Raw genomic sequence first — 16,808 nt, 5'->3', positions numbered from 1 at the left:
GGACATGTGTGCAGGGCGGGGATGCGGGCGTGGCACGCTTGGGGGACGACCTTCACGCAAAAGAGCAAGGGGACCGAACGTGCGCCGATGGGACGGGCTGGAGAGTATCCCCTCCGGGTGGGAACGCTCGGTGGTGGCCGTGGGTGTCTTCGACGGGGTACACCACGGGCACCGCGCCATCGTCGGGGCCGCGGCCGAACTCGGGCGCGGACTCGGTGTGCCCGTGGTCGCGGTGACCTTCGAGCCGCACCCGCAGGCCGTCCTGCACGGCACGGGGCCGTCCGTGCTCACCCCGGTGGACCGGCGTGTGGAACTGCTCGGCCGGAGCGGGGCCGACGCCGTGGTGGTCCTGCCCTTCACCGAGGAGCTGGCCGCACTCCCCCCTGAGGAGTTCGCCCGGCGCGTGCTCGTGGACCACCTGCACGCGGCGGCCGTCGTCGTGGGCGAGGACTTCCGGTTCGGCCACCGTGCCGCGGGCACCGTCGCCCTGCTCCACGCGCTGGGTGGGGAACACGGCTTCACCGCCCGCGGGGTGCCCCTGCTCTCCGACGACGGGGGCCCGGTCACCTCCACACGTGTGCGCGGGCTCCTGGCCGAGGGCGACGTGGCCGGCGCCGCCGAACTCCTGGGCCGTCCCCACCGGGTCGAGGGCCAGGTCGTGCACGGGGCCGCGCGCGGGCGCGAGCTGCTCGGGTTCCCCACCGCGAACATGGACCTGGCGCCCGGCTCCGCCGTCCCCGGCGACGGGGTCTACGCCGGATGGATGAGCCGTCCGGACGCCGCTCCGGGGGAGGAGTCCCGGTGGCCCGCCGCGATCTCGGTCGGTACGAACCCGACCTTCGACGGAGCCGAACGCACCGTCGAGGCCTACGCGCTCGACCGTGACGACCTGGATCTCTACGGCCTGCCCATGGCTGTCGAATTCACCGTGCACATCCGTGGCCAGGAGCGTTTCGACTCCGTGGACGAGCTCGTCCGGGCCATGAACCGCGACGTCGACCGTTGCCGGAAGGTTCTCGCCGAGGGGTGAGGCCCGTCGCACCAGTGCACTGGGCGCGAGCACTGCCCCCGCTGCGGTAAGGTCGAGACGTTCACGTGTGCCCCCATGGCGTGCTCCGCCGGGGAGCGGATCAACCGGACCGATCGGCGCCGGGCCGCACGCACACGCGACGGTGACTGTTCGTACGCGCGGTCGCCGTGTCCGGATCCGGGGCTCTGGCCCCGGAGTCTTCCCGCGTACCGAATCACGAGAAGGAGCGACGTGTCGATCGACGCCGCCACCAAGCAGCAGATCATCAAGGAGTACGGCATCACCGAAGGTGACACCGGCTCCCCCGAGGTCCAGATCGCGGTGATGACTCACCGGATCACCCAGCTCACCGAGCACCTCAAGACCCACAAGCAGGATCACCACAGCCGCCGTGGCCTGCTCCTCATGGTCGGCCGCCGCAAACGTCTGCTCAAGTACGTCGCGGAGCAGGACATCACCCGTTACCGCTCGCTCATCGAGCGCCTGGGCCTGCGCCGGTAGGACGTGACCACCAGGGGTTGGGATCAGAACCGGCCCCTGGTGTGTTGTGGGAGGGAGTGGCCGTGGCCACTCCCTCTTTGTTAGTAAGGTGTTGCAAGACCCACCACGGTGGGTCGCGTCGACCCGCACACGACGCTGAACACGCCCGTGATCTGCTTCCTCGGCCGCAGAGTCGAGGCCGGTCCTCGGTAGTGGTCCCCGGCGCAGGACGCCGAGGACTTCGATCGATGACCGGTCGTCATCAACTCCGGGGCACGGACACGGGCACCGACCCGAGATGTCGGCGGGCACCATGCCCGTCCGGCACGAAACGTGTAGTAGGAGGTCGCCCATGGAGGGCGTTTACTCAACCGAAGCCGTGATCGACAACGGCAGCTTCGGTACCCGCACCATCCGCTTCGAGACCGGGCGCCTGGCCCGCCAGGCCGCCGGTTCGGCCACGGTCTACCTGGACGACGACACCGTCGTCCTGTCGGCCACGACCGCTTCGAAGCGCCCCAAGGACAACCTCGACTTCTTCCCCCTGACGGTGGACGTCGAGGAGCGCATGTACGCCGCGGGCCGCATCCCCGGCTCCTTCTTCCGGCGTGAGGGCCGGCCCTCCGAGGACGCCGTCCTCACCTGCCGCCTCATCGACCGGCCGCTGCGCCCCTCCTTCAAGAAGGGACTGCGCAACGAGATCCAGGTCGTGGAGACGGTCCTGGCCCTGCACCCCGAGCACCTCTACGACGTCGTGGCCATCAACGCCGCCTCGATGTCGACGCAGCTCTCCGGGATCCCCTTCTCCGGACCGATCGGCGGCGTGCGCGTCGCCCTCGTCGACGGGCAGTGGGTGGGTTTCCCGACCCACACCGAGCTGCAGAACGCCACCTTCGACATGGTCGTGGCCGGCCGGGTGCTCGAGGACGGCGACGTCGCCATCATGATGGTCGAGGCCGAGTCCACCCCGCAGACCCTGCAGCTGGTCTCCGACGGCGCGGTGGGCCCCAACGAGCAGACCATCGGAGAGGGCCTGGAAGCCGCCAAGCCCTTCATCAAGGTCCTGTGCAAGGCCCAGGCCGCGGTGGCCGAGCAGGCCGCCCGGGAGACCGACGAGTTCCCGATCTTCCTGGACCACGAGGACGACGTGTACGAGGCCGTGGAGGCCTCCGTCCGCGAGGACCTGTCCAAGGCGCTCACCATCGCCGACAAGCAGGAGCGCGAGAACCAGCTCGACGAGGTCAAGAACGAGGTCGCCGAGCGGCTCGCCGAGCAGTTCGAGGGGCGCGAGAAGGAGATCGGCGCCGCCTTCCGTTCGTTGAGCAAGCAGCTCATGCGCGAGCGCGTGCTGCGCGACCAGGTCCGTATCGACGGCCGCGGCCCCAAGGACATCCGCCAGCTCAGCGCCGAGGTCGGCGTGCTGCCGCGGGTGCACGGCTCCTCCCTCTTCGAGCGGGGTGAGACCCAGATCATGGGTGTCACCACCCTGAACATGCTGCGCATGGAGCAGACGGTTGACACGCTCAACCCGGACAAGACCAAGCGCTACATGCACAACTACAACTTCCCGCCCTACTCCACCGGTGAGACCGGCCGGGTGGGATCGCCCAAGCGGCGCGAGATCGGGCACGGCGCCCTCGCCGAGCGCGCCCTGCTGCCGGTCCTGCCCTCGCGCGAGGAGTTCCCCTACGCGATCCGCCAGGTCTCCGAGGCGCTGGGCTCCAACGGCTCCACGTCGATGGGCTCGGTCTGCGCCTCCACCATGTCCCTGATGGCGGCCGGCGTGCCGCTGAAGGAGATGGTCTCGGGCATCGCGATGGGCCTGATCAGCGAGGGCGACCAGTTCGTCACGCTGACCGACATCCTCGGCGCCGAGGACGCCTTCGGCGACATGGACTTCAAGGTCGCCGGTACCCGCGAGCTCATCACCGCACTGCAGCTGGACACCAAGCTCGACGGCATCCCCGCCGAGCAGCTGAGCCTGGCCCTGCAGCAGGCCCGTGGCGCCCGCCTGGCCATCCTCGACGTCATGCAGGAGGCCATCGAGCGTCCGGCCGAGATGAGCCCGCACGCCCCGCGCATCCTGACCGTCCAGGTCCCGACCGAGAAGATCGGCGAGGTCATCGGCCCCAAGGGCAAGATGATCAACTCGATCCAGGACGACACCGGCGCCGACATCACCATCGAGGACGACGGCACGATCTACATCGGTGCCACCGACGGCCCCTCCGCCGAGGCCGCACGGGACACCATCAACCAGATCGCCAACCCGACGATGCCCGAGGTCGGCGACCGTTACCTGGGCACGGTCGTCAAGACGACCACGTTCGGTGCGTTCGTCTCGCTGCTGCCCGGCAAGGACGGTCTGCTGCACATCTCGCAGATCCGTAAGCTGCACGGCGGCCAGCGCATCGAGAACCTCGACGACGTCATCGGCATCGGCGAGAAGATCCAGGTCGAGATCCGTGAGATCGACGACCGCGGCAAGCTGTCGCTGGTCCCGGTCGAGGTCGTGGAGTCCGAGGCCGTCAAGGCCGACGACGGTCCCGCCGACAACGGCAAGGGCGAGGACAGCAGCAAGGACGAGACCAAGGACAACGGCAAGGACGAGGCCGCCCCGCGCCGCCGTCGCCGCCGCAGCGCGAGCCGCTCCGAGAACACCTGATCGGACGGCACGACGCCACGGGGGCGGCCGTATCCTGCACGGGTACGGCCGCCCCCGACACGTGTTTTCGACGGTCCTGTGGTCCGACGGGGCCACGCCACGGGCCACCGGGCCACACGGGTCCCGGAGGACCCCGCACGATTCCCCCGCGAGACGAAGAAGAGGTTTCATGAGCTCTGTGCCCATCGCAGCCGAACAGGAGCCGGGTTCGACCGTGACCCTGATGGAGCCCACGGGCGGCTCCGGACTGGTCCGGCGGACCGTGCTGCCCGGCGGCCTGCGTGTGCTCTCCGAGAGCGTGCCCGGCGTCCGGTCGGCGGCGTTCGGGATCTCGGCGACCACGGGCTCGCGTGACGAGGACGCCGCACACGCGGGTTCGGCGCACTTCCTGGAGCACCTGCTCTTCAAGGGCACCCCGCGGCGCTCCCCGCTCGACATCGCTGCCGAGCTCGACAGTGTGGGCGCCGACCACAACGCCTACACCACCAAGGAGCACACCTGCTACTACGCGAAGGTACTCGACCGCGACCTGCCCCTGGCCGTCGACGTCATCGGTGACATGGTCGCCAACTCCACCCTCGACCCGGAGGAGGTGGAGACCGAGCGCGGGGTGATCCTCGAGGAGATCGCCATGTACGAGGACGAGCCCGCCGACCTGGTCGACGACGTCTTCGCCGAGAAGTTCTACGGCACCTCCCCGTTGGCCCGTCCGATCCTCGGCACCATCGACACCATCCGGGCCCTGCCGCGCGAACGCATCATGGAGCAGTACCGGGACGCCTACGTGCCCGGCGAGCTCGTCGTCACCGCCGCCGGCAGCCTGGACCACGCCGAACTCGTCGAGCGGGTACGGGAGATGTTCGCCGACCGGCTCGCCGCCGCCGGGGACGCCCGGCCCTCCCGCCCGCGCCCGTCCGAACCCTCCGTCCCCGTGCACGGGGGGACCGTCCTGCGTTCCCGTGACACGGAGCAGGCGCACCTGTTGATGGGGATGGAGGGGATGACCCGGCTCGACCCGCGCTGGTACGCCCTGAGGCTTCTCAGCGCCGCACTGGGCGGCGGAATGTCCTCGAGGCTGTTCCAGGAAGTGCGGGAGAAGCGTGGTCTGGCCTACGCGGTCCAGGCCTTCCACATGTCCTACGCCGACACCGGGTCGTTCCAGATCTACGCCGGCTGCCTGCCCGACAAGATCGACGAGGTCATCGGGGTGTGCCGTGAGGAGCTCGGGAAGGTGGCCTCCTCCGGCCTGACCTCCGAGGAGCTCAGCCGTGCCAAGGGCCAGATCCGCGGTGCGATGGTGCTCGGCAGCGAGGGCACCAACGCGCGTATGGGGCGCATCCTCTCGCACGAGCTCAACCAGCCCCGCCACTACTCGGTCGACGAGGACCTGGCCCGTCTGGACTCGGTCACCGAGGCCGACGTCGCCGAGGTCGCCGCCGACCTGCTCAACCGTCCGCGGGCCCTCGCCGTCATCGGCCCCTACGACGAGGGACGTGAGTTCTGACCGGACCGGCACACGAGAACGGTGCCCGGACCGATCCGAGGATCGGTCCGGGCACCGTCGTGTGCGGAGGCCCTCAGAGGCGCTGGCCCCGGGGGCGCCCGCGCTTCTTGATCGTGATCTCCTGCGGGCCGCCGGTGTGGGCTGCACCGTGCACGACGACCTCCAGGAGACCGTCCCCGTAGGCGGCCTCGATGTCGTCCTCCTCGATGCCCTCCGGCAGGCTGATCTCCCGCCGGAACGAGCCCATGAACCGCTCGGAGGTGTAGTACTGCGCGCTCTCGTCCTCCTCGCGGTGCCGCTCACCGCTGATGACCAGGACACCGTTCGCGAGGCTGACCGCGACGTCCTTGTCGTAGGTGCCGGGCAGTTCGCACCGGACGATCAGGTCGGTGCCCTTGGCGAGGATGTCCGTCGCCGGGCTCCAGGCATCGGCGAACCCGCGTTCGCGCTCACCCGCCTGTGTCGTCTCGATCGCGGAGATCGAGTCGGACATCCGGTTCATCTCGGTGATCATGTCCGCCACCCCGTGGAAGGGGTTGCTGAACTTTCTCCGTGCCATTGTTCCCTCCTTTCCTCAGAGGCCGCTGTGCGCCGGTCGTGTGCGGGTTCCGTTCGGAATATCAGTCCCCGACCGACTTACCGCTCAATCGGTCCTCGGCCCGGCTGCGTTTGGGGGCGCCGGGCCGGGATTCGGATCCCAACCCCTTGAACAGGCCCGCGAGCATCAGGATGAGGACGATGGCGAAGGGCAGTCCGGTGGTCACCGATGCTGCCTGGAGCGCGGACAATGCGTCCTCGCCACCCAATGTCAACAGGATGAGTGTGACGGCTCCCAGGGCCACTGCCCAGAACCCGCGCTGGATCCTGGAGGCGTTGCGGGAGCCCCCGTTGGTGAGCATGTCCACCACCAACGAGCCGGAGTCCGCGGAGGTGATGAAGAAGATCGCGACGATGACGATGAGGAAAGCAGCTGCCAAGGTGGCCACCACGCCGCCGATCGGCAGGAGGTCCAGCAGGTGGAAGGCTGCCTCGGCCTCGTCGCCCCCGGCAAAACCACCGCCCTCGAAGAGCTCGTAGTAGAGGCCGGAACCACCGAACACGCCGAACCACAGGATGCCGACGGCGGTGGGCGCGAAGAGCGCACCGATGATGAACTCGCGGATGGTGCGGCCGTAGGAGATGCGGGCCAGGAAGATCCCCACGAAGGGCGCCCAGGAGATCCACCAACCCCAGTAGAAGATGGTCCAGGCCTGTGTCCATTCGGCGGCCAGGGCATCGGATGCGGGGTTCGGGAAGGACAGGCTCCACGGCACCACGTTCGCCAGGTACTCGCCCGCACCGGTGGTCATGGTGCTGATGATCCACAACTTCGGGCCGACCGCGAAGACGAAGACCAGGAAGATGAACGCCAGCCACAGGTTGATCACCGAGAGGCGGCGCAGGCCCTTGTCGATGCCCGAGAGCACGCTGAAGAGCGCAACGGCGGTGATGACGATGATGATGAGCGTCTGCACGGCATTGTTGATCGGGATCCCGAAGACCGAGTTCAGGCCACCGTTGATCTGCAGTGTGCCCAGACCGAGCGAGGTCGCCATGCCGAAGATGGTGCCGAAGACGGCCAGGATGTCGACCAGGTTGCCGGGCCAGCCGAAGGCACGGTCACCGATGAGCGGGTACAGCGCCGAGGCGGGGCGCAGCGGCAGCCCCTTGCGGTAGGCGAAGTATCCGAGGGAGACACCGAGCGCGATGTAGACGGCCCAGGGGTGCAGGCCCCAGTGGAAGAAAGTCAGGGCCACTGATTCGGTGGCCCCCTCGGGTGGGGGCGTTTCGCCCTCGGGAACCACGAGGTCGGCCGAACGGGGGCCGTGCAGGTGCTCGATCGGCTCGGCGACCCCCCAGAACACCAGGCCGATTCCCATGCCGGTGGTGAACAGCATGGCGAACCAGGCAAGTGTGCCGAACGCGGGCCGTGAGTCGTCGGGCCCCAGTCGGATCCTCCCGTAGCGGCTGAACATGAGGAAGATCGCCGTGCCGACGAAGAAGGTCGTGGACAGGACGTAGACCCAGCCGAGCTTCTCGCCCAGCCAGGTCCGGGTGCTCTCAGTGGCCTCCAGCATGGGGTCGGTGAAAACCACGCCCAGGACGATGAAGGCGAGGATCACGATCCCCGAGATGCCGAAGACCGCTGGGTTCGTTTTTTCTCTTATGTAGGTACGCAGGGATGAGATGGTGGCTCCTTCCCAGCCCCGATCGGTGTTGTGGATCCCTTGAACGGGTGGTCTGGTTACGGGCCGGCCTGCTGCCGGCAGAGCTTATGGTCCGCAGGGATGTTAGATCTCCTGCGCTCAGACGTAAAGCGCGAGGTAGAGCGTGGAGTGTTCGGAATTTGTCCGACATGACGCCTGGTCAGTAGCCATTCACCTCCTGAGGTGTCAAGGGGACTCCGTCCCCGAACCCTGGCCGGTCGGCGCCCTGGCCGGCCGGCCAACAGGATCGAGCGGCTGTGCGCTGGAGAAAAGGGTGCACACACCCTCCGCGGAGGCCGTGGAAACGGGCATCCCCTCGCCGCCTCGGCGCGGACTTGGACACTGCCGTGGTTCGCAGCACGCTTTTACGTACGGCGGGTGCGATAGTTCGACTCACGGGGAACCTCCGGGGAAGCACCCGGGTGGCGAGTTTGGGGGTGCTCATCGTGAAGGCCATGGGAAAGAGCCCCGGAGCGTCACGGCCAGTGCACCGCGAGGAGACCCGGGCGGCCGTGGACCGCCTCCTGGGACGCACCCTCGACGAACTCGTCTCGGCGGTGCGCGGCCTGGACGCCGACTGCGCCGCCGACCTGGTCGTCCCGCTGGCCGACTTCGCACGCGGGGGCGGACGACGCATGCGCTCGGTCCTGGCCTGGTGGGGATGGACGGTCGGCGGCGGCGCCGCCGAGGGCCACCTCGGCGGCGCCGCCCTGCGCGCATGCGCGGCACTGGAACTGCTCCACTGTTTCGCGTTGATCCACGACGACATCATGGACCGGGCCGAGCACCGGCGCGGCGCCCCCTCGTGCCACGTGGCCCATGCGCGGGCCCATCGCGACCGCGGCCTCCTCGGGGACCCCGACCGGCACGGGATCTCCATGGCGGTCCTCGCCGGCGACCTGGCCCTGGTGCGGGCCGACGACCTGGTGGCCGAAGCCCTGGAAGAGCTGCCTGGCGCCCGTGAGGCCCGCGGTGTCTGGCGGCAGATGCGCACCGAGATGGTCGTGGGACAGTTCCTCGACCTGAACGCGCAAGCACAGGGCTCGCGGAACGCTGAGGCCGCGCTGCGGATCGACCGGCTCAAGACCGCTTCCTACACCGTCGAACGCCCCCTGCATCTGGGTGCGGCCATGGCGGGAGCCCCCGATGGGACCGTTGCCGCCCTGCGCTCCTACGGAGCTGTCGTGGGTGTGGCCTTCCAACTGCGCGACGACCTGCGCGACGTCTTCGGCACCACCGGCACCACCGGACGGCCCGGCGGTGAGGATCTGCGCGAGGGCAAGACCACCCTGCTCCTGGCGATGGGGACCGAACTCGCCGAACGCCAGGGTGACCGCCGTGCCATCGAGACCCTGCGGGCGGTCGGTCACGAGGGTGCCCCGGTCGCAGAGGCCGCCCGTGCCCTGGAACGGGTGGGCGCACGCGAACACGTGGAGCACAGATGCGCCGAGCTCGCCGGATCCGGGATCGCACACCTGGACCGCATCGGCCTGCCACCGGCCGTCCGGGCGGGACTGGACGAGTTCGCCCGTGCAGCGGGAACGCCGTGAACTGCGGACGCCCCGCCACGGGGACGGCCGGCCGCCGCGCACGGGTCGCCGTGGTGGGTGCGGGGCTGTCCGGCCTGGCCTGCGCGCTCCACCTGTCCGGAGCCGGCTACGAGGTCGACGTGGTCGAACGCCAGGACCATCCCGGAGGCAGGGCCGGGCGCTTGGACATGGACGGCTTCCGTGTGGACACCGGACCGACGGTCCTCACCATGCCCGAACTGCTGGACGAGGCCTTCCGGGCGGTCGGGGACTCGGTGCACGACAGGCTGGAACTGATCCCGTTGCACCCCGCCTACCGGGCTTTCTACGCCGACGGCTCATCGATCGACGTCCACACCGACCGCACACGGATGGCTGCCGAGGTGGCCCGGACCTCAGGGGTCGAGGAAGCCGTCGGTTACCTGCGTCTGAGGGACCGGCTGACCCGGCTGTACGGCATCGAGATGCGCTCGTTCATCGACGCCCAGTTCGATTCACCGCTGGACCTGCTGGGCCCCGACCTGGTGCGCCTGGCCGCGATGGGCGGATTCGGCCGATGGGCCCCGGCAGTCGGCCGACATCTGCGGGACGAGCGGCTGCGCCGCCTCTTCTCCTTCCAGGCCCTCTACGCCGGTGTGCCGCCCCAGCGCGCCCTGGCCGCCTACGCCGTGATCGCCTACATGGACACCGTCGCGGGCGTGTACTTCCCCGAGGGCGGGCTCCGGGCCGTCGGAGCAGCCATGGCCTCGGCCGCCGCGGAGGCGGGCGCGCGTGTGCACCTGGGCACGTCCGTGCGGCGGCTGGAGAGGCACGGCGACCGGATCGCCGCGCTGCACACCGACCGCGGCGAACGCCTGCCGTGCGATCACGTCGTCCTCACCAACGACCTGCCCGACGCGTACCGCATGCTGGGCCACCGGCCGCGCCGCCCGGTCCCGCACCGCTACGCACCCTCGGCCGTGGTGCTGCACCTGGGGACCGACCGCACCTGGGACCGACTCGCGCACCACACGATCCTGTTCGGGCACCACTGGGAACGCACCTTCACCGAGATCGTCGACGGCGGAACCACCATGAGCGACCCCTCACTGCTGGTCACCCGGCCGACCCTCACCGATCCCACGCTCGCACCACCCGGACGGCACCTGCACTACGTCCTCGCACCCGCCCCGAACCTGCGTGCCGGACGCATCGACTGGGACCGGGAGGGGCCGCGCTACCGGGACCGCATCGTGGCCACACTCGAGAAGAGGGGACTGGAGGGGCTGGATTCCTCCGTGTGCGCCGAACGGCTGGTCACCCCGGCCGACTGGGAACGTCAGGGCATGGCGTACGGGACACCGTTCTCGCTCGCACACACCTTCGCCCAGACCGGCCCCTTCCGTCCACGCAACACTGTCCGAGGCACGCGCAACGCGGTTCTTGCGGGCTGCGGTACCACACCGGGCGTCGGGCTGCCCACCGTGCTCGTCTCCGGGAAACTCGCGGCACACCGCATCCTCGAACGGTCGGAACGGGGCAGAGGATGAGGGACACAGCGAGGGCCGAGCTCGACGCGGCCGGGATCGGGCCGGGCCCGCTCCGGGACGACTACCTGCTCTGCCGTGGCCTGCACGCGCACCACGGGCGGACCTACTTCACGGCCACACGTGTGCTGCCTCCGGCCCGGCGCCCCTCCGTCCACGTGCTCTACGGGTTCGCTCGCCGGGTGGACGACATCGTCGACGAACCCGGGGCCGGCACGAGCACCGCGGACCAACACGCCCGCCTGGACACGATCGAGGAGGACCTTCGGCGTGCCCTGGAAGGGGAAGAACCACGGGAGGCGGTGCACCGGGCGCTCGCGCACACCGTCGGCCGCCACGCGCTACCGGGCTCGTACTTCCGGGCCTTCATGCGCTCGATGCGTATGGACCTCACCGTCACCGACTACGCCGACCTGGGGCACCTGCGCGAGTACATGTACGGTTCGGCGGCCGTCATCGGCCTGCAGGTCCTCCCGGTCCTGGGAACGGTGGTCCCACGGGAGCAGGCGGCCCCGCACGCGGCGGCCCTCGGCGAGGCCTTCCAACTCACCAACTTCCTCCGGGACGTCGCCGAGGACCTACGGCGGGGCCGGGTCTATCTGCCACAGGACGTGCTGGAGGCGTACGGGGCCGACCGGTCCTTGCTCGAACACTGCGCCCGGACCGGCACCAACGACCGGCGTGTGCGCGCCGTCCTGGCCGAGATGACCGAGGTCAACCACCGGCTCTACGACCTGGCGGAACCGGGTATCGCGATGCTCGACCCGGTAGCCAGGCCGTGTGTCGCCACGGCTTTCCGTCTGTACCGGGCGATCCTGGAGGAGATCCGGATCGCAGAACACGACGTGTGGCGGATCCGCCACGGCGTCTCCGACGCACGCAAGACGGCCGCCGCTGGGCCCGCCCTGGTGCGGGCCCTCTGGGCACGCGCGTTCTCGCGCCCCTGACGTCTCCGCCCCCGGCCCCGCCACCACGCCGACAGGGCCCGCGACCGCTCCGAGGAGCCGCCATGACACTGCCCGACCCGACCCCGCGCCGTTACCCGCTGCGCCGCCTGTCTCCGGAGACCTGGACCGACCAGCGACCGACCTGGCGGGAGGCAGCGCCCGCCCGTATCGGCGCCGCACTCGACCACGCCACCGCGCTGCCCTCGGGCAACTGGTACGTCCTCGCCGCGAGCGAGGAGGTCCGCTCCGACCGTCCCTTCGGCCGCCTCGTGGCGGGCAACGAGGTCGTGGCCTGGCGTACCGCCGACGGCGGCGCCCATGCCGGACCGGGGGCCTGCCCCCATCTGGGGGCCCCGCTGTGCAGGGGTGCGGTCAGCTCCGGGCGGGTGGTGTGCCGCTGGCACGGCCTCTCCCTCGGACCCGAGGGGTTCCCGGGCTGGAGCCCCTACCCCGTGCACGATGACGGGATCCTGCTCTGGGTGCGCCTGGACCACCTGGGCGGTGAGGAACCCCTGGACGCACCCGTGCTCGCCCAACGCCCTCCGGCCGAGCACAGTATCGCCGCGGTCGAGAGCGTGGCAGGAAAGTGCGAACCTCGGGACGTCGTGGCCAACCGCCTCGATCCCTGGCACGGCTCCTGGTTCCACCCCTACAGTTTCGTGGCCCTACGGGTGGAGGAGGTGTCCGGGCAGAGCGTCCCCGACCCCACACGGATGGTCGTCCAGGTCGGATTCAAGGTGATGGGCCGGTGGGGTGTACCCGTCCGGGCCGAGTTCAGCTGCCCGGAGCCGCGTACGGTCGTCATGCGCATCATCGAGGGCGAAGGGTCCGGAAGCGTGGTCGAGACCCATGCCACGCCCCTGGGCACGGACGCCTACGGTGTACCACGCACCGCGGTCGTGGAGGCCACCGTCGCCACCTCCGAACGGACCGGCTTCGCGCTCGCCCGCCGGGCCGCGGGGGCCGTACGCCCCCTGATGCGGATGGCGTCCCGGCGGCTGTGGCGGGACGACCTCGCCTACGCCGAGCGGCGTCACCTGCTCCGGTCGTCCGCGCGCCGGCCGGAACCGGAACCACGCGAGGCCCGCGCCAGGACACGCAAGGGCGCGTGACGGCCGCGGCGGGGCACACTCCACACGGGGTGGCCCCGCTGCCCCCAGCCGCTCAGGAGGGTGTTGGCCGCCAGGATCCCGCTGGTGGCCGCGCGCTCCATGAGTGCCACGGGCAGGTCCACACGTACGTGGTCACCGGCCATGACGAGGCCCGGCTCGGACGTGGTGATCCCGCACCGGCGCCCGTGCCCGCCCGGGGGGAAGAGAGGGCAGTCGGCCCGCAACTCGTGGCGCGCGTCCACGGATCGGGCCCCGTGCAACTCCGGGTAAACGGACACGGCCTGGTGCCAGAGGGAGTCCCGTTCGGTCTGCTCCGAGCACCCCTCCGGCAGGGCGTAGGCATGCAGCTCGACCACCGAGCCGCCCGTGTGCGCGGCCCACTGCGCGGCCTCGTCCTCGTAACGGTCGAGGACACTGATGTTGTCCAGAGTAGGGTGCCCGCCGGTCCCGAGGAAGGCCTGCCGGTGCCGCCGCACGGGACGGTCGAGCCAGTAACGCGAGACGAGGAAGGGCGGGGCGGTGCGTACACCCGCCACCCGTTCGCGCCATGCGGGGTCACCCAGCTCCGGGGAACGTTCCACGAGAGCGGGGAGCGAGGCCGGGTCGGTGGCCAGCACGACACCGTCGAAGGCCTCCTCCCGGAGGTTTCCCCCACGCTCCCACGCCACCGAGTACCCCGGGCCTCCGCGCGGCCCGACCCCGCACACGGACGTTCCCGTGTACACCGCCGCACCCAGCCCCGACAGGTGGGCCTCCCACGGGTCCCACAGGGCCCGGGGGAAGGGCGACCGTGGCACGTCGAAACACAGTCCCTCGGACGAACCGAGGAAGTACAGGTGGAACATCACGGCCATCTCCGCGGCCGAGAGCTGCTCGGGGGCGGAGAAGAAACTCCGGCTGAAGACCTCGAAGGCCAGATGCCGGGCATCCTCGGGGAAACGGATCAGCTCCAAGAGTTCCCGTGCGCTGCGGTGGCCGATCCGCTCGTGCACCTCGGGCAACTGCACGTCCAACAGCTGCAGCGCTGCCGGCACGTTGACGCCGGCCAGCTGCCGAGCCGGGAAGCTCCGGCTCGTGGCGGCCAGGGCGAAGGCGTTCCACGGGGGAGTGGTGGGCAGCCCCGAGAAGCGGTCGGAGTGGCCGGCCCGATGGACCAACGGGTAGTCCTCCAGTTGCACGAACGAGGACAGGCCGGGATCAACACGCCGCAGCAGTGCTCGCAGGTTGTAGTACTGGCGGAAGAAGGCGTGGAACCCACGGCTCATCGTGGCTGTGCTCCCGTCCGCCAAGGTCGTCTCCCAACCGCGCAACCGGCCGCCGAGGCCCGATTCGCGTTCGAGGACCACGACCTCGACACGGCGTTCGGCCAGACAGGTCGCCGCGGCCAGGCCGGCCACACCACCACCCACCACGGCCACCCGCGGTACCCGCGTCGGACGTGGCCCGCTCGGCGCCGGGGCAGGGATCCGGTGCGCCCTCGTGTCCCGCGTCTCGGGCCCGCTCACACCCGTCCTCCCCCCGCCGCTCCGGCCTTCCCCGCGGATCCGGGCGGCCGGCGTCCGGTGAACGTGTGAGTGATGCCGTACTGCCACCCGGGGAGCGGGGCCGACCGCACCATGTCCAGGCCGCTGCGCCGCATACGGTCGAGCAACCCCTCGCGGCCGTCGAACTCCCGCACGCTCCGCCACAAGTACCGGAAGAGGTCCGAACGTCCTGTCAGCGCCCGGCCGGCGGGGATCACCACTCCCCAGCACACCGCGGACCACACCCACCCGGCCGGGACCGAGTCCGCGACGGAGTACTCGTGCAGGACCAGCCGTCCGCCCGGGCGCAGCACGGAACCGACCGCCGACAGGAACGTGTCCGGGTCGGGCACGTTGCGGATCAGGTAGGCAGCAAAGACCGCGTCCGCCGGTCCGCCCAGGTGCTCCTCCACCCATGCCGGGGTGAGGTCCTGCGCCGAGGCGTACCGGAAGCGGACCTCCTCGGGCCACCGCTTGGCCCGCGCCGCTTCGAGCATCCCCTGGGAGGAGTCCACACCCAGAATCCTGGCCCGCGGCGCCGCGTGCAGGAGTGCGGCCGTGGAGGCCCCCGTCCCGCACCCCAGGTCCAGCACCGACAGCCCGCGCCCCGCCTCCGTCAGGGCCAGCCGCCGTGCGGAGACGCGCAGATCGCGGTGGTACCCGGGGTTGGCGGCGACCAGGCGGTCGTATGCGGAAGCGGCGTGGTCGAACTCCTCGGTGACCGTGCCGAGCTTCATGCTGCTCGTACGTTCGGACAAGGACGTCATGATCCTCCCGGGACCTCGCGTCGCACCTGCGCTCCCCGGGCTGCTGCGCCATGCTGGGAGGCATGCCCGACTACGACCTGGTCATCGTCGGTGCGGGGGCTGCGGGCCTCAGCTTGGCCCATCGTGTGAGCGGAATCAACGAACGACGGGCGCGTCCTCTACGCAGCGCACTGGTCGAACCGCCACCGGGCCCCCGTACCCCGCCGCCACGCACATGGTGTTTCTGGGAAACCGACGGCGGCCCCTGGGACCACCTGCTGACCGCCCGGTGGGACGACCTGTCGGTGATCGCCCCGGACGGGACCGAACACCGGTCGTCCGCTGCCCCGTACGTCTACAAGATGCTCCGCTCGACGGACATGCAGGCCCACGTCCGGGACCAGAGCGACCGCGGCCGCGACGATCTCCGGCTCACGGTCGGGTCCGTGTCCGACGGCCCCGACCACGCCACCGTCACGGCCCGGACACCGCAGGGGCGGACGGTGCACCTCACGACGCGCTGGGTCTTCGACTCACGGCCGACCGCGCCGTCGGAGCGCGGGCGCACACGGCTCCTCCAACACTTCCGGGGCTGGTTCGTACGTGCCCGTCCCGGAACCTTCGACCCGGCCTCGGCCGTGCTCATGGACCTGCGCCCGCCCCAGCCGCGGCGCGGGGTCGCCTTCGGGTACGTCCTGCCCCTCTCGGACCGCGAGGCCCTCGTGGAGTACACCGGGTTCGGACGCGAGGCACTGAGCACGCAGGAGTACGAACGCGCCCTCACCGACTACTGCGCCCTCACCGGGTTGGGCGAGGTGGAGGTGCTGGCCTCCGAACAGGGGGCGATCCCCATGACCGACGCCCCGTTCCCGCCCCGGGCCGGGCGCAGGGTCTTCCGTATCGGTACGGCGGGCGGCGCCACGCGTCCCTCCACCGGTTACACCTTCAGCGGGGTGTGCCGCCAGACGGCCGTCGTGGCACGGGCCCTCGAGAACGGGGGAGTGCCGGTCCCGCCAGTGCCGCACCGGCCCCGCCACCTGGCCATGGACGCGGTCATGCTCAGGGCGCTCGACCGCGGACGGGTACGCGGTGACGACTTCTTCGCCCGGCTGTTCGCCGCCAACCGGCTCGCCGACGTCCTGGCCTTCCTCGACGGGGGAGGGCACTTCGGACGCGAGGTGCTCATGGGGCTGTCGACTCCGGTGGCGGCCATGTCGCACACGGTTCTCGAACACACCTGGCACGGCCTCTGCACGAGACTGCGGGTCCTCGCCCGCGACGGTCGCCCTTCCGGCGGGACACCGCGGTGAGGGTGGCCGGCCCCGCCGGGCCGGGGTGTCCACGATGTTGGGGAGACTGCGCGTGGACTCCGGTTTTGTCTTCGCTCCACCGGTCATGACCTCCGGTGTGTACGGGCGCTGACCCGGGCCCCGCAGAGGGAGGCTCCTCTTGCAGGTCCCGCGGGCAACGCCGCGAACGGCGCGGGCAGGGGGCCGGCGC

Annotated in this window: 13 protein-coding genes; 9 read left to right on the top strand and 4 right to left on the bottom strand. The window is 70.5% G+C overall.

Annotated elements, in window-relative coordinates; translation table 11 throughout:
* Positions 1 to 79 precede the first annotated feature (79 nt).
* The 4 genes from D456_RS0105000 (at position 80) to D456_RS0104985 (ending at position 5,679) form a co-directional block, all read left to right on the top strand.
* Entirely contained in the window at positions 80 to 1,030 is a 951-nt protein-coding gene (locus D456_RS0105000; RefSeq protein WP_017575061.1) for a bifunctional riboflavin kinase/FAD synthetase, read from the top strand.
* Between the two features lie 231 nt (positions 1,031 to 1,261).
* Positions 1,262 to 1,531, top strand: coding sequence for a 30S ribosomal protein S15 (rpsO, locus tag D456_RS0104995; RefSeq protein WP_017575060.1), 270 nt, complete (start codon positions 1,262 to 1,264; stop codon positions 1,529 to 1,531).
* 331 nt (positions 1,532 to 1,862) lie between these two features.
* On the top strand, positions 1,863 to 4,175 hold the full coding sequence (locus tag D456_RS0104990; RefSeq protein ID WP_017575059.1) for a polyribonucleotide nucleotidyltransferase: 2,313 nt from the start codon (positions 1,863 to 1,865) through the stop codon (positions 4,173 to 4,175).
* A 169-nt stretch (positions 4,176 to 4,344) separates the two neighbouring features.
* Positions 4,345 to 5,679, top strand: a complete 1,335-nt coding sequence (locus D456_RS0104985; RefSeq protein WP_017575058.1) for a M16 family metallopeptidase — start codon at positions 4,345 to 4,347, stop codon at positions 5,677 to 5,679.
* Between the two features lie 73 nt (positions 5,680 to 5,752).
* Here D456_RS0104985 and D456_RS0104980 read toward each other — a convergent pair whose 3' ends face one another.
* Both D456_RS0104980 and D456_RS0104975 read right to left on the bottom strand, forming a co-directional pair.
* Positions 5,753 to 6,238 carry an Hsp20/alpha crystallin family protein gene (locus tag D456_RS0104980; protein WP_017575057.1) on the bottom strand — a complete coding sequence of 162 codons (486 nt, stop codon included), beginning with the start codon at positions 6,236 to 6,238 and terminating at the stop codon, positions 5,753 to 5,755.
* 61 nt (positions 6,239 to 6,299) lie between these two features.
* Positions 6,300 to 7,886, bottom strand: coding sequence for a BCCT family transporter (locus D456_RS0104975; RefSeq protein WP_275040456.1), 1,587 nt, complete (start codon positions 7,884 to 7,886; stop codon positions 6,300 to 6,302).
* A 524-nt stretch (positions 7,887 to 8,410) separates the two neighbouring features.
* Between D456_RS0104975 and D456_RS0104970 the strand changes: the two genes are divergently transcribed.
* From D456_RS0104970 to D456_RS0104955, 4 genes are all read left to right on the top strand, one after another.
* Complete coding sequence (locus D456_RS0104970; RefSeq protein ID WP_017575055.1) at positions 8,411 to 9,475, top strand: polyprenyl synthetase family protein; 1,065 nt, start codon at positions 8,411 to 8,413, stop codon at positions 9,473 to 9,475.
* Positions 9,472 to 10,983 carry a phytoene desaturase family protein gene (gene crtI / locus D456_RS0104965; protein WP_017575054.1) on the top strand — a complete coding sequence of 504 codons (1,512 nt, stop codon included), beginning with the start codon at positions 9,472 to 9,474 and terminating at the stop codon, positions 10,981 to 10,983. The genes D456_RS0104970 and crtI overlap by 4 nt, the downstream gene beginning before the upstream one ends.
* The gene (locus D456_RS0104960) at positions 10,980 to 11,927 is read left to right on the top strand and encodes a phytoene/squalene synthase family protein (RefSeq protein WP_017575053.1); all 948 of its coding nucleotides are present in this window, start codon (positions 10,980 to 10,982) and stop codon (positions 11,925 to 11,927) included. Before crtI ends, D456_RS0104960 begins: the two co-directional genes overlap by 4 nt.
* A gap of 62 nt (positions 11,928 to 11,989) precedes the next feature.
* The gene (locus tag D456_RS0104955) at positions 11,990 to 13,039 is read left to right on the top strand and encodes a DUF5914 domain-containing protein (protein WP_017575052.1); all 1,050 of its coding nucleotides are present in this window, start codon (positions 11,990 to 11,992) and stop codon (positions 13,037 to 13,039) included.
* Here the strand turns inward: D456_RS0104955 and D456_RS0104950 are convergent.
* Both D456_RS0104950 and D456_RS0104945 read right to left on the bottom strand, forming a co-directional pair.
* Positions 12,961 to 14,457 (bottom strand): FAD-dependent oxidoreductase, encoded by a 1,497-nt coding sequence (locus tag D456_RS0104950; protein WP_017575051.1) that lies wholly within the window; start codon positions 14,455 to 14,457, stop codon positions 12,961 to 12,963. The two genes, D456_RS0104955 and D456_RS0104950, sit on opposite strands and share 79 nt — an antisense overlap.
* An 83-nt stretch (positions 14,458 to 14,540) precedes the next feature.
* Entirely contained in the window at positions 14,541 to 15,329 is a 789-nt protein-coding gene (locus D456_RS0104945) for a class I SAM-dependent methyltransferase (RefSeq protein WP_017575050.1), read from the bottom strand.
* A 62-nt stretch (positions 15,330 to 15,391) separates the two neighbouring features.
* Here D456_RS0104945 and D456_RS0104940 point away from each other — a divergent pair, with 62 nt between their 5' ends.
* Positions 15,392 to 16,618 (top strand): lycopene cyclase family protein, encoded by a 1,227-nt coding sequence (locus D456_RS0104940; protein ID WP_017575049.1) that lies wholly within the window; start codon positions 15,392 to 15,394, stop codon positions 16,616 to 16,618.
* The last annotated feature ends 190 nt before the right edge of the window (positions 16,619 to 16,808 follow it).

This window comes from Nocardiopsis kunsanensis DSM 44524, from assembly GCF_000340965.1.
GTDB lineage: Bacteria > Actinomycetota > Actinomycetes > Streptosporangiales > Streptosporangiaceae > Nocardiopsis > Nocardiopsis kunsanensis.
The sequence above is the reverse complement of the archived record's forward strand: the minus strand, read 5'-3'. Positions and strand labels throughout refer to the sequence as shown.

Coding starts and splice junctions, on each gene's coding strand:
- D456_RS0104980 (WP_017575057.1), bottom strand. CDS start 6,238: ATGGCACGGAGAAAGTTCAGCAACCCCTTCCACGGGGTGGCGGACATG.
- D456_RS0104985 (WP_017575058.1), top strand. CDS start 4,345: ATGAGCTCTGTGCCCATCGCAGCCGAACAGGAGCCGGGTTCGACCGTG.
- D456_RS0104960 (WP_017575053.1), top strand. CDS start 10,980: ATGAGGGACACAGCGAGGGCCGAGCTCGACGCGGCCGGGATCGGGCCG.
- D456_RS0104940 (WP_017575049.1), top strand. CDS start 15,392: ATGCCCGACTACGACCTGGTCATCGTCGGTGCGGGGGCTGCGGGCCTC.
- D456_RS0104990 (WP_017575059.1), top strand. CDS start 1,863: ATGGAGGGCGTTTACTCAACCGAAGCCGTGATCGACAACGGCAGCTTC.
- D456_RS0104955 (WP_017575052.1), top strand. CDS start 11,990: ATGACACTGCCCGACCCGACCCCGCGCCGTTACCCGCTGCGCCGCCTG.
- D456_RS0104945 (WP_017575050.1), bottom strand. CDS start 15,329: ATGACGTCCTTGTCCGAACGTACGAGCAGCATGAAGCTCGGCACGGTC.